The organism is Croceibacter atlanticus HTCC2559 (genome assembly GCF_000196315.1).
Classification (GTDB): domain Bacteria; phylum Bacteroidota; class Bacteroidia; order Flavobacteriales; family Flavobacteriaceae; genus Croceibacter; species Croceibacter atlanticus.
The window spans coordinates 1,999,685-2,012,431 of the sequence record NC_014230.1; the positions used below are offsets into that span (position 1 = coordinate 1,999,685).

At 33.6% G+C, this 12,747-nt stretch carries 15 protein-coding genes; 5 read left to right on the forward strand and 10 right to left on the reverse strand.

The window, feature by feature from the left end; genetic code table 11:
- Positions 1–20 precede the first annotated feature (20 nt).
- Entirely contained in the window at positions 21–506 is a 486-nt protein-coding gene (locus CA2559_RS09015; RefSeq protein ID WP_013187568.1) for a DUF4199 domain-containing protein, read from the forward strand.
- On the opposite strand, the gene CA2559_RS09020 is transcribed toward CA2559_RS09015, so the two are convergent.
- Genes CA2559_RS09020 through CA2559_RS09035 form a run of 4 tightly spaced genes read right to left on the reverse strand, consistent with a single transcriptional unit; the run spans position 490 to position 3,762 of the window.
- Positions 490–1,185, reverse strand: coding sequence for a peptidoglycan DD-metalloendopeptidase family protein (locus tag CA2559_RS09020; protein WP_013187569.1), 696 nt, complete (start codon positions 1,183–1,185; stop codon positions 490–492). The genes CA2559_RS09015 and CA2559_RS09020 overlap by 17 nt on opposite strands.
- A gap of 52 nt (positions 1,186–1,237) precedes the next feature.
- Positions 1,238–2,680, reverse strand: a complete 1,443-nt coding sequence (locus tag CA2559_RS09025) for a hypothetical protein (RefSeq protein WP_013187570.1) — start codon at positions 2,678–2,680, stop codon at positions 1,238–1,240.
- Entirely contained in the window at positions 2,652–3,287 is a 636-nt protein-coding gene (locus tag CA2559_RS09030; protein WP_013187571.1) for a hypothetical protein, read from the reverse strand. The genes CA2559_RS09025 and CA2559_RS09030 overlap by 29 nt, the downstream gene beginning before the upstream one ends.
- Complete coding sequence (locus CA2559_RS09035) at positions 3,268–3,762, reverse strand: RNA polymerase sigma factor (RefSeq protein ID WP_049787204.1); 495 nt, start codon at positions 3,760–3,762, stop codon at positions 3,268–3,270. Before CA2559_RS09035 ends, CA2559_RS09030 begins: the two co-directional genes overlap by 20 nt.
- 172 nt (positions 3,763–3,934) lie before the next feature.
- Here CA2559_RS09035 and CA2559_RS09040 point away from each other — a divergent pair, with 172 nt between their 5' ends.
- Positions 3,935–4,498, forward strand: a complete 564-nt coding sequence (locus tag CA2559_RS09040) for a DUF2911 domain-containing protein (RefSeq protein WP_013187573.1) — start codon at positions 3,935–3,937, stop codon at positions 4,496–4,498.
- A gap of 70 nt (positions 4,499–4,568) precedes the next feature.
- Here the strand turns inward: CA2559_RS09040 and CA2559_RS09045 are convergent, their stop codons facing one another.
- Positions 4,569–4,994: an organic hydroperoxide resistance protein gene (locus CA2559_RS09045; RefSeq protein ID WP_013187574.1), complete on the reverse strand. Its 426-nt coding sequence runs from the start codon at positions 4,992–4,994 to the stop codon at positions 4,569–4,571.
- A gap of 93 nt (positions 4,995–5,087) precedes the next feature.
- Here CA2559_RS09045 and meaB point away from each other — a divergent pair, with 93 nt between their 5' ends.
- Complete coding sequence (meaB, locus tag CA2559_RS09050) at positions 5,088–6,167, forward strand: methylmalonyl Co-A mutase-associated GTPase MeaB (protein ID WP_013187575.1); 1,080 nt, start codon at positions 5,088–5,090, stop codon at positions 6,165–6,167.
- Position 6,168: 1 nt separating this feature from the next.
- On the opposite strand, the gene CA2559_RS09055 is transcribed toward meaB, so the two are convergent.
- The 3 genes from CA2559_RS09055 to CA2559_RS09065 are packed head-to-tail and all read right to left on the reverse strand — an operon-like array spanning position 6,169 to position 8,364.
- Entirely contained in the window at positions 6,169–6,732 is a 564-nt protein-coding gene (locus CA2559_RS09055) for a phosphatase PAP2 family protein (RefSeq protein ID WP_013187576.1), read from the reverse strand.
- Complete coding sequence (locus CA2559_RS09060) at positions 6,732–6,959, reverse strand: hypothetical protein (protein WP_013187577.1); 228 nt, start codon at positions 6,957–6,959, stop codon at positions 6,732–6,734. Before CA2559_RS09060 ends, CA2559_RS09055 begins: the two co-directional genes overlap by 1 nt.
- Positions 6,960–6,990: 31 nt before the next feature.
- A complete protein-coding gene (locus tag CA2559_RS09065; RefSeq protein ID WP_013187578.1) occupies positions 6,991–8,364 on the reverse strand; it encodes an MATE family efflux transporter in 1,374 nt (457 codons plus the stop codon).
- A 218-nt stretch (positions 8,365–8,582) separates the two neighbouring features.
- On the opposite strand from CA2559_RS09065, the gene CA2559_RS09070 reads away from it, so the two are divergent.
- Positions 8,583–9,164, forward strand: a complete 582-nt coding sequence (locus CA2559_RS09070) for a hypothetical protein (RefSeq protein ID WP_013187579.1) — start codon at positions 8,583–8,585, stop codon at positions 9,162–9,164.
- Positions 9,165–9,174: 10 nt separating this feature from the next.
- The gene (locus CA2559_RS09075) at positions 9,175–9,987 is read left to right on the forward strand and encodes an MBL fold metallo-hydrolase (protein ID WP_013187580.1); all 813 of its coding nucleotides are present in this window, start codon (positions 9,175–9,177) and stop codon (positions 9,985–9,987) included.
- Between the two features lie 5 nt (positions 9,988–9,992).
- Here CA2559_RS09075 and CA2559_RS09080 read toward each other — a convergent pair whose 3' ends face one another.
- Both CA2559_RS09080 and CA2559_RS09085 read right to left on the reverse strand, forming a co-directional pair.
- A complete protein-coding gene (locus CA2559_RS09080) occupies positions 9,993–10,916 on the reverse strand; it encodes a leucine-rich repeat domain-containing protein (RefSeq protein ID WP_013187581.1) in 924 nt (307 codons plus the stop codon).
- Between the two features lie 70 nt (positions 10,917–10,986).
- Positions 10,987–12,669: an alkaline phosphatase PhoX gene (locus tag CA2559_RS09085; protein ID WP_013187582.1), complete on the reverse strand. Its 1,683-nt coding sequence runs from the start codon at positions 12,667–12,669 to the stop codon at positions 10,987–10,989.
- Between the last annotated feature and the right edge of the window lie 78 nt (positions 12,670–12,747).

Below are 12,747 nucleotides of genomic sequence, written 5' to 3' on the forward strand. Positions count from 1 at the left end.
CTAACCAATTACATACAACAATGAATAAATTTAAGATTGAATTAAAATGGGGTGTTTACTTTACAATAGCAGCCCTAGCATGGATGTATGTAGAAAAAGCACTTGGATGGCATGATGAGTTAATTTCTAAACATGCCATTTATACAAATATTTTCGCCATAGTTGCCATTGCTGTCTATGTCTTGTTTATGAAAGACAAAAAGCAAAACTTTTATAATGGTAATATGACTTGGACACAAGGCTTTATATCTGGAACTATATTAAGTGTAGTTGTAGCAATCTTATCTCCATTAGCCCAATACCTTACACACGAGTTTATCACTCCTAATTATTTTGAGAATGTAATTGCTTACACTGTAGAAAAAGGAGTTATGAAACAAGAGGCTGCAGAAGCATACTTTAGCTTATACTCTTATATGGCTCAAGCTGCATTTGGAGCTTTGGCTATGGGTGTTGTAACCTCTGCAATTGTTGCATTATTCTTCAGGTCTAAGAAGGTAGATTAAGTAATAGTTTTGGATCTTCTCCATTAGCCATTAACTCTTTAAGTTTAAGCTTAGAAGTAACGCCAGGATAATCTCCAGAATAACGCCCCATATCTTTTATAATTTGAAAGTGAAGGTGTGGTGCATAATCACCATTTATTTCTGCTACTCCTAACTGTGCAATGCAATCACCTTTTTCAACTACTTGTCCTATGTCTATATTTTTCAATGAATTAGTGCTTAGGTGTCCATATAACGTATAAAATACAATAGATTCTAGATGGTGTTCTAGGATAATGGTTGGTCCATAATCACCAAAATTTGTATTGTTTTTAAAGCTGTGTACAGTTCCTTTTAAAGGTGCTAAAACGTTAGTGTTTGCAGGTACCCAAACATCTAATCCTAAGTGTATATTCCGTTCTGTATTAGGGTCTTGTTGGTTAAAGTGAGAGCTTCTGTTATAAATACCTCTTGTTTCAATATAGCCACCATATGCTACCTTTTTATCGTGCTTTTTAAGATAGTCTTTTATATAAATTTCAAATTGTGAAGAAGAAGAAACGTCAATAGATTTTAAGTCTTCATTAGTTGTTGAAAGATCTATGTGTATATAGTCGTCCTTAGTGTATTTAGAATCTATAATCGGTATAAATTCAGAAGATATAGAGTTAAGAAACTCTTTGAATTGTGATGTGTTCATCACACAAAAATAGGAAGGAAATTAAAATGATTTTATAAAATTTATAAATTAATTATTTTAAAATAACATTACTGAAACGAGCAGAGATAGCAAGATTTGCACTAGTATTTCTTGATCTGTGAAATCCTGTAACGCGGTCGTTATTTGCATTCTTTACAGTTTGTACTTGCAAGCTTGGAGGATATTTTAAACCACTCCTGTTACCATTAAATGTAAAGTTGAATGCACTACTAGGCAATGAGACAATAAAGTCACTATTTTCAAGCACAACGTCTAAGTTTGTAATACTTTGATTAATCTCTGGGATGGCAATTCTGCTAAATGTACCAGATATTACACCAATCTCCTCTAGATTTTTTATTACAACATCACTAGACTTAGATACCAATTTAATATTCTTGGCATTATCTATAACACATTCCTTTACATAGTTTGTATTAAGTTCACCATAGTTCCATTGCTTTACTAACACAGGTGAATAAGCTGCAGAGATGGAGGTTTGCCCTCCATCTATAATATTTGCAGCTAATCTTGTATGAGACAATTTGGCCTGTATGTTTTTAATACGTTCTGCAAGCTTAATTTCTCCGTGGCGCACATCTAATCTTAACCTAGATTCCTTTGGCATTTTAATGATAATTGTACGTTTAACATTATCATTGGTAAAGTTGCCTGGTTTAACTGTGTTATACTTTACAATTGTGGTTGTAGAGCTACCATTTGGGTTGGTAGATTTTGTTGTGGCATATTCACCACCATACTGTTCTGCCATTTGTTGAGCCCAAGCTTGTAACTTAGGACCATATTCTTTTTCAAAATTTTCTCCCCATTTTTCCATATCATCACCTAGGTTTTCCTCAAACTGTTTTCCCCAAGCTTCCATCTTTTTCCCAAAATCTTCACCCCAAGCTTCTAGATCACCTTCATAATCATCTCCAAAATGCTCTTTCATCTGCTTTTCATAAGATTTCATATACGCGTCTGGATTTTCCTTATAGGCTTTGTAATCAAAGTCTATGTCGCGCATATTCTTATAAAAGTCTTTTGGCATTTCTGTTGCAATACTTTCGGTCATTGGGACTATAATACCTTCAACCATAGGTCCTATAAAATCTAGAGGTAAATTTTGCAAGCTTTGTAGAGCTGCCAAATCTAAATTCATATCACCATTCCAATTAAGGTTTCCAGCAGAAGTAATAGTTATTTCACCACTATTGCCATTTGCATTAATCTTCCAATTATCTGCAATTTTTTTAATTTCATCTTTGGTAACATCATCTGTGGTTTCAACAAATGCTTCTACAGAAACTTCGTTCTTGTCCCAAGTTTCAAATACTACATTAGTATAGCGTGTATCCACTTTAATGGTTACATCATCTTTAACGTTAAAACGTTCCTTAAGTACTGGTTCTTTTTTCTGCGCATAACTTAGCCCTATGCAACCTAACAACAGTACAACTAATAATTTATGCTCTCGCACCTTGAATAGTTTCATTTTGATTGTTCTTTAATTGATTTAACTTACTCTTTAGTTTGAACAGCAACTCCAAACGTAATTGTAAATTAGCGATAAGTGTATTTACAGTTTGCTCGTTAACGCCAGCTTCTTTAAGCTCACGGTTTAACTGTGCATACTCCTCATCAAGTTCTGCCAATTGGGTCATAAATGCATCGATAAGCTCTTTGTTCTCATCGTTAACTTGAAGTTTGGCAATCTCCAAATTAATGCTTGCTAAGTAATAATCTTCAACCTCCTTAAACTGTGGAGATACTTCACTTAAATACACCGGAACAACATCGGTAGGTGTATTATTTGTATCTACCTTATTTAAATTAACAACAGTAGTGGCTTCATTTGTTGGCGCACTAAGTTGATTATATCCTAGTATACCAATGCTTAATGCTACAATAAAAATAGCTGCAATTTTCATCCAAGGAAATTTAGACTTAGGGGTGTTCATTGTAACCACAGACTTGTCTTCTAGGTCTTGATGAAGTGCATTAAGACGTGCAGCAAAGCGGTCTTGATGTCCTTGTGACAACTTTCCTTTAGGAATACTGTTGTCGTTTTTAAATAATTCTCTAATATCCTGTGCCATCATAGATGTCTTTTAATAAATCTTGAAGCTTCTTTTTACCTCTATGTACTAGGGTTCTAGATGCTACTGGTGTAATATTTAATATTTCTGAAACCTCTTCGTGATCATATCCTTCTACCAAAAATAATTGCACAGCGTATTTATAACGCTCTGGCAGCTCATCTATAGCAGCTTTAACATGATCTAAGGTTACGTGATCTGCAACATGCCAACCCGAATCATCATCTTCTACAACAGATAAGATTTGCTCGTTAATAGCGACAGTTTCAAGTTTTCGTGCCTTAATCATATCAAGGCACTTATTAATTACAATACGTTTAAGCCAAGCGCCAAATGTTACTTCTCCTGTAAATTGATGCAGTTTTGTGAATGCATTAATGAAACCTTCTTGCATAGCTTCTTCGGCATCATGAGAATTCTTCATATACCTTAGTGCCACGTAGAACATCCCATCGCAGTACTTATTATATAAAGTCATCTGCGCTTTACGGTCGTTATTCCTGACTTTTTCTATGAGTTCAGTTTGTAACAATATGCCATTAACTTTGGTTAGTGTGGTGTTGCTGTTCTTTTATAATTACGAACTAGAGTTTGTAATGTTGCAAATATTTTTTAAATATTGAATATCTTTATAAAAAAAAATAATTGCGATGAACAAATCTTTAAAGTGGATTATAATTGGTGTAGCTACTGTATTGGTATTGGGATATATAGGTCTTCAGGTTATGCAATACCAAACTAAGAAGCTTAGTCCCGAAGATACCGTAGTTTATGACAACGGCCATTTAAATTTAGAGATATTTTATAACAGACCATATAAAAAGGGTAGAACGATATTTGGAGATCTTGTTCCTTATAACGAAACTTGGCGAACTGGAGCTAATGAACAAACTACATTTACTACAAATAAAAATATTTTGGTAGATGGTTCTTTGCTTGAAGCTGGTGAATATTCATTATTCACCGTACCAAAAGAAGAATCGTGGGAAATAGTATTTAATAACAGGGCATATTCTTGGGGAGCAGACTGGCAAACAGGTAAGGCTCCAAGAATAGAAAAGTTTGATGAATTAGTTGTTGAAGTGCCAGTTAATAAGAATTTTAAAGTTACAGAGCAGTTTACAATAGATTTTAAAGAATCTGAAAACTTAATACTTGTTCTGTTTTCTTGGGACGATGTTGTGGTGTCTTTACCAATAACTTCTGCTAAATAAAAATGTATAATTTAATAAGAAAGCCCTATCAAATATTTGATAGGGCTTTCTTATTATAGATAGTATAAGGTTACTCGTCCATTAACAAGTTAAGCTCTACATCTATATTATCTCTAGTTGCTTTTGAGAATGGGCAAATTTCGTGAGCGCTATTTATAAGATCTTCACCTGTTTCTTGATCTACACCAGGTAAATAAGCATCTAAAACGGCACTTAATAAAAAGCCACCATCATCGTCTTTATTAAAAGAGATGTGTGCGGTTACACTAATCTCATCAAGCTCAATTTTTTTCTTATCTGCAATCGCTTGTATAGCACCGCCAAAACAAGCTGCATAAGCAGAACCAAATAATTGTTCTGGGTTGGTGCCATCTCCACCATCGCCACCCATAGATTTTGGTACGCTAAGATCTAAATCTATAGGACCATCATCTACACTTACATGACCTGAACGACCACCTTCTGCTATTGCTGTTGCTGTATATAATGTTTTCATTGTTCTGTTTTTATGTTATTCAACTAATATAAGAACTAACAGTTACTACAACAAAAAGGGAATTCCTAAATTTGTGCTAAATCTTATATAAACGTGGCTAACACAAATCAACATAAATCTGCATTATCAGAGCAAGATGGCATACAACAACCAGATTACTTAAGTAAATCTGCTGCAGAACGTATAAGAAAGCATCGTAAAAAGCAAAAATCAGTTAGTGAGTTAGCAGCAGCAATATTAAAAGGCGATAAAGTTGCTTTAAGCCAAGGCATAACTTTAATTGAAAGTCAACAAAGCACCCATCAAGAAAAAGCGAAACAATTAATTGAAGCCTGCTTATCTCATGTAAAACCTTCTATACGAATAGGGATTACAGGAGTGCCTGGAGTAGGGAAGAGTACTTTTATTGAAGCCTTTGGAACATCATTAATATCAAAAGGATATAAAGTTGCAGTTTTAGCAGTTGATCCTTCAAGCGGTGTTACCCATGGTAGTATTTTGGGAGATAAAACCAGAATGGAAGATTTGGTAAAAGAAGACAATGCATTTATAAGACCATCACCAAGTGGCGATTCTCTTGGCGGTGTAGCTCGAAAAACACGAGAGTCTATAATTTTATGTGAAGCTGCTGGTTTTGATGTTATTTTAATAGAAACTGTTGGTGTAGGGCAAAGTGAAACAACAGTACATAGTATGACAGATTTCTTTTTGTTACTAAAACTAGCCGGTGCTGGAGATGAGTTGCAAGGCATAAAACGTGGTATTATTGAAATGGCAGATGCTATTGTTATAAACAAGGCAGATGGAGAGAATATAAAAGCAGCTAAGCAAGCTAAGTCTGAATTTAGAAAAGCACTACATCTATACCCAGAAAAAGAAAGCCAATGGCAACCAAAGGTATTATTGGCAAGTGCTTTAAAACAAGAAGGTATTTCTGAAGTTTGGGAGATGATTGAGGATTACAAAACTTCAACTAAAGCATCTAGTTATTTTGAATTTAGACGCCAAGAACAAAATAAATTTTGGTTGTTGCAAACCATACAAGATCGCTTAAAAGCAGATTTTTTTTCTAAGCCTAATATTAAAACTGCATTACAGGAACAGCTAAAAGCTATTGAGGATCATAAAACCACAGCTTTTGAAGCTGCTTCCTACTTACTCAACTTAAAGTAATTTATTTTATATAGGTTTTGTGTAAGAATACATGAAGTTTGTAAAATCCAAACCCTATTAAACCTCCTATACTAAATCCTACAAGTACATCTAAAGGATAGTGTACACCTACGTATATACGGCTATAACCAACTAATAAAGCCCAAAATAACATAAAAGGTAGTATAAATTTGTACCTAGATTTTAATAGAAACCCTATAAACAATGCTAGTGCCATAGAGCTAGCAGAGTGTGCAGAGAAAAACCCAAAGCGGCCACAGCGTACAGCAATTACACGAGCATAATCTCCTAAGGCATGAGCTTGGCAAGGTCTGGCGCGCTCAAACCCATGTTTAAATAGGTTTGCTAATTGATCTGTACAAGTAATCATTGCTGCAACAAGTACTAATGTGAGTAGAGTTGGTTTCCAGCCAAATTTTTTAAACAGCAATACTAATAACAAAATATAAATTGGGATAGACATCCATTTGTTGGTAATAGTAAGCCAAAGAATATCCCATTGTTCTGAACCTAAACTGTTCAGGTATAAAAATAAATCTTTATCGTAGTCTAATAACTCTTCCATTAGTCTTGGTAACGTTCTACTTCACGATCATAAAACGCAGTAGCTTCATTTATGAAGTTTTCCATTTCTTCTTCTATTATTTTCTGGTCTTGGTCATCAAATTCCTCAAGCCATTCAACCTCATCATCTTCAAGATTAATAATAAACCTTGGAAAGTCTGTATGTATTACATAAATGGCATTTGGGTGATCTGTATTGTCTCCAAGAATAAATTTAGGAAGTGTCATAAAAAAAGCTTTTATAAATTAAGTGGTTAACCTAATGGGTTTCAAAATTAGGAATTTTAGTTTTAGTCAAAATCAACTTTTTCGATAAATAATTAAACCTGATGTATAACATAATAGCACTAGCCGTTAAACCAGCCAATAAACCTAACCATATGCCCATACTTCCTAACTGCTCTGCTTTACCAAAGTAATAGGATATAGGGAAACCAATTATCCAATAGGCAATAAAACATATAATTGTAGGAACTTTTACATCTTGAAGACCTCTTAATGCGCCTAATACCACAACTTGAATTCCATCGCTTAATTGAAAGATAGCAGAAACGATTAACAACTGAGATGCTAAGACGATAACTTCAACATTATCTAAATAAAAAGTAGGTAGTATATCTTTAGTTAGAATAAACATTAAAGCAAAAATAGATTGTATTATGAAAATTAGAAGAAATGTAGACAGTGCTATACGTCTTAGCTCTTTATAATTATGCATACCTTTTTGGTTGCCCACGCGTATTGTTGCGGTTACACCTAACCCAACCGCAATCATAAACGTCATAGAGGATAAGTTTAATGCAATCTGATTTGCAGCTTGAGGATTGGTTCCCAAAATACCTGCAAGAAAAATAGTAGCAGTAAAAATGGCAACTTCAAAAAACATTTGTAATGCTGTAGGAAATCCTAATGCAAATAATCGTTTAAATACATTTTTGTTTAAATGATCCCTTTTAAATGTGGTAAAATATTGAGCAAATTTTGTTTTGCGTTTAAGGATAAACCATAAAAACCAAAGCATAAAAAATCTTGAAATTAATGTCCCAATTGCTGCGCCTTCTAGCTCAAGTCTTGGGAAAATCCAAAATCCGTAAATAAGTAAATAGTTGAAGATTATATTTACAATATTAGAAACCAATGTAGCATACATTGCATATTTGGTTTGTGATAAACCATCTGCAAATTGCTTAAATGCTTGAAACGTCATTAATGGAATTAATGAAAATGCCACAATCTCCATATATGGAATTGCCAAAGCAACAACCTCTGGCGGCTGGTTTAATGCATATAATATGGGCTTTGCCAACAACAATAAGAAAAATAAAAGGATTCCGTTTAAGGTGCACATAATAACACCATGTTGAAAGTAATCTCTTCCAGCATCAATATCATTTGCGCCATCTGCTTCAGCAATTAAAGGTGTTATTGCAAAGGAAAATCCTATACCTAAAGATAAAGCTATAAATATTAAACTATTACCTAAAGATACGGCAGCCAATTCTGCAGCACCTAATTGCCCTACCATTAAGTTATCTGCCAACGCAACAAGTACGTGACCTAACTGTCCTAGCATTACTGGATATGCAATTTTAAGATTGGTACTAAATTCTTTGGTATAGTTAGAAAGGATCACAAGCGTTTATTAGTGTACAAAGATACTATGCTATATTTAGTTTATAGTACATTTTTCACAGTTTTGATAGTATAATTTTAATACTCATTTACCTAAATTTTAACACAAACTGATGCTTTTTCTATTATCTTGAAAGTGTTATGAAACATTGCCTTGTCATACTAAGCCTATTATTAGCGGCTAGCTATGTAAAGGCTCAAACTACTACACAACCCTTAATGAAATATCAAAATAAAATTATACCTAAGAGTATAGAAAAAGAAGCACTAAAAGCTTTATCCTTTTATCCAGAATTAAAAGATACTCCAGTCGAGTTTAAATTTAAGAAAGCAATAAAAAAGTCTACCATGCAGGCACAACCTACTTGGGCTAGTTTTTTTAGATCTAAAGAAGATAGAGGATACATTATACTTATTAGTGAGAAGTTTCATATTGAAGAAGAAGAGTTTGATATTCATAATGTAGATGAAGATGTCCTTATAGGTTGGCTTGGTCATGAGCTTGGTCATGTTATGGACTATAGAGAACGTACTAATTTAGGCATGATATTTTTTGGATTAAAGTATCTATATTCTAAATCTCATATACAAGAAGTAGAGCGTTCTGCAGATACATATGCTGTAAATTACGGTATGCATGAGTATATTTTAGCAACAAAAAACTTTATACTTAATCACGCATCAATATCTCCTAAATACAAAAAGCGAATAATGAAGTTTTATATGTCTCCAGAAGAAATCATGGAATTGGTAAACTCTAATAACAATACAGAAGAAGAAATAGAAAAAGTACTTAACTAAATTAATAACAATGAAAAAAATAGCATTTATCACACTATTATCACTTATAGCTATAAGTTGTAAGACAGAGACTAAAGAAACAGAGCCTAATTCTGAAACTGCAGAAGTAGATAAAGAAATAACAGAAACAAAAGTGAGTACCACAACACTTACAGAAAACGGTATAGGTATTACACCTATATCCCATGCATCCTTAATTTTAAACTGGGATAATACTGTAATGTATGTGGATCCTGTTGGTGGAGCAGAAGCATATAAAGACCAAAAACAACCAGATGTTATTTTAATTACAGATATACATGGAGACCATCTTAATGCCGAAACTGTTGCAGCTGTTTACCAACCAAATACAAAAATAATTGCTCCTAAAGCGGTAAAGGATAAGTTACCGAAGGAATGGCAAGACAAGGTAACTGTTTTAAACAATGATCAAGATACCAATATTGGCGATTTTAATATTAAAGGGATTGCTATGTATAACCTGCGCGAAGAAGCTAAAAAGTTTCACGAAAAGGGTCGTGGTAATGGTTATGTAATTGAAAAAAATGACAAACGAGTATACATCTCCGGAGATACAGAAGATATTCCTGAAATGAGAAGCCTGCAAAATATAGACATTGCTTTTGTATGCATGAACTTACCTTATACTATGACAGTTGAAAATGCTGCAAGCGCTGTTTTAGACTTTAAACCAAACAAAGTTTATCCATACCATTATAGAGGTACCGAAGGTTTGAGTGATGTTTCCAAATTTAAATCACTAGTAAACGAAGGCGATGCTTCAATAAACGTTATACAGTTAGATTGGTATCCAAACCAATAAGAATTTTAAAAATAAACATTACAGTTAGGCAGTGCATTCTTAATGCGCTGCTTTTCTTTTTCAGAAAAATTATTGTGTAACGCAGTAAGTGTTGAAAGAGATTTTAACCTGTTAAGGTGTTTAGGCAAGTGTGTAAGTTTATTGTTTGATAGTATTAAAAGCTCAAGCTGTTCACAGTGTACTAAAGATTCTGGTAAGACTTTTAATTGATTATTAGACAAATTAAGTGTCTTTAAACCTGTTAAATTTCCAAATGATTCTGGTAGCCAGTTTAATACATTATCTTCTAAATTAAGCCGTTCAAGTTGAGCTGATGCTATCCAAGAATTATCTAATTCATAAAGTTGGTTATGAGACAAGTCTAGTAGTTTCAAATTTTGTAACTCTTTAAAACTACTTGGAAGGTAGCTAATATGGTTGTTCTGTAAATCTAAATCTGTAAGGTTTTTACATTGTCCTATGCTTGTAGGAAGCGTAGTTAAAGCGTTTAAAGAAAGGTAAAGCACCTTCAAGTCTTTAAGGTTACCAATTGTATTAGGCAGTGATTTTAATTTATTTGCCGAAATATTTAAATGAATTAACTTTTTAAGATTACCTATGTTGTCCGGTAATACTGTTATCCCATTTAACTTAAGGTTAAGCGTTTCTAAATTAGATAGGTTAAATAATGCTTCAGAACAAAATGTGATATCATTTCGCATTAGGTTTAAAAACTGAAGTTGTTCAAGTAATTCTACATTATTTGGGATGTGTAATAACTCCTGATCTCTTAAATTAAGTTGTCTTGCTTGTAAATTTTCAGTTAATGCATCTTCTACAGAGTAATACACCTTATTTTTTAGTGGACTAAGTTGTTGTGCTTTTGTAAATGGTATTGCTGCCAAACAAAATAAACCAATACAGAATCTAAATTTTAATACTTTAAACATAATAGTTTATAACTAAAAAAGGCTGGACATATAAATGTTGCCAGCCTTTTCATTAATCTACTTAAATTACCTACTTTGTAGTTTTTAACACCTTGTATTCAAAACGTTTATTATCTGCAGTTACTTGTAAAAGCAACATACCATTAGCAGAATTTACTTGAGATAAATCCACAGTTATTGTATTTTGATTTATAGTTAAGTCATTTGAAGAAATTGCTAATACTTGTCTTCCTAACATATCAAACACATTTACTGAAGCTTTTTCTGGTATACTACTAAGCTCAATATTTACAATACCTGTTGTTGGGTTAGGGTATATGCTTACACCTTCTAAAGATTGAAACTCTGCAGTAGAAAGTACTTCTGCACCTAAATTTTCTTCTAAAGCAAATACGACAGTAGCAGAACCGTTAAAACTAACATCGTTTCCTGTAGCATCTGTTTGTGTACCATTTGTACCAGATGGATGTTGTATAGAGTAAAAACCATATTTGTTATCTGGAGTGAAAGTTAAACCAGTTGGCTCTGCTCCAGTAGGTGTTCTTGAAAATATTCTTACATCTGGATTAAGTTGTGTATGGTTTACACCTACAACCCATACATAATTATTACCGCCATCTTGTAATACCCATACATTACCATCATTGTCTATGGTGATATTATCGTTTCCGTTTGCCCAAGGTGCTACGCTTGGTCCAGATTCTGTCTGTAGCGTATACATTGTTGTAACACCACCAACAAAAGTTTCTAAATCTGCAGTAGTTGAACCATCATCTGTAAATCTGTATATCCTACTATATCCTTTTGATGCAAAATAAACGTGACCATCTACCACACTTATTTCGGCGTCTTCTACACCATTAAAATTTGTACCTCCTAAAGATGCTGCCGTATCTCTTATATTGTTGCGCTCTTCTTGTGTGTCGTTAGGTACTTGTACCCAAGTGGCACTAGGATTATTAACTTCTCCAGTACCAATACCTGGTAAATCGTTTATGTCTGCAACTAATACAAATACGTCTCCAGAAGATAAATCGAAAGGTGTGTCTGGTACAAATTTGTACATGCATTGTGTACCACCATCTTCGCCATAATAAGCTGCAGTTCCATCATTAGAAACCACAACGTTTTCGTGGTTCATTTTTCCCATAGCCCAAAGTTTATCTTTAATGCCATCGTTATCATAGTCCATAACTTGTTTGGTTACAGGATCTATTTCTACTAACCAGCCCACATCAAGGTAGCCATCATTATTGGAGTCATCACTTGAAGACTCTTCGGCTGTAATAATTGTTCCCATTGGTGTAACGCCACCAGAACAGTTTCTTATAGTTGTAACTAGGTTTTCATCATAAAAATCTACAGCTTCGGTAGCATCTACACTCCATAAATTTTCTTCTGTATCAAAGCTTACATCTAAGACAGAAACGCCTCCAGGATTGGTTTCGTGATTCACAGCAACATATCCTAAAGTACTACTTCCTGAAATAGGAACATAACCTGTAAAATCGTGATTACCTGGTACGGTATTGTTAGCAATCACGTCATTTTGTACGGTGTAAGATTCACCTTGCTTAAAAATAAGTTGAAATCTATGCGTGCTAGGAATATCTAAAGTTTCTGCTTGTCCTGTTGGAGCTAAAGAAGTAAAACAAGATATACAATTGTTTGCATCTTGTGCTTTGCTTTGGTTGTAGCTAACAAATAAAGAACATACTATAAGTGTTCTTATAAGGTGTAAATGTCTTTTCATTTGATATTTTTTTGGTTGGTTAATTTTCAATAAAAATACACTGATGAACTTGTAATGAAACTAAGTAAATCTTACCCT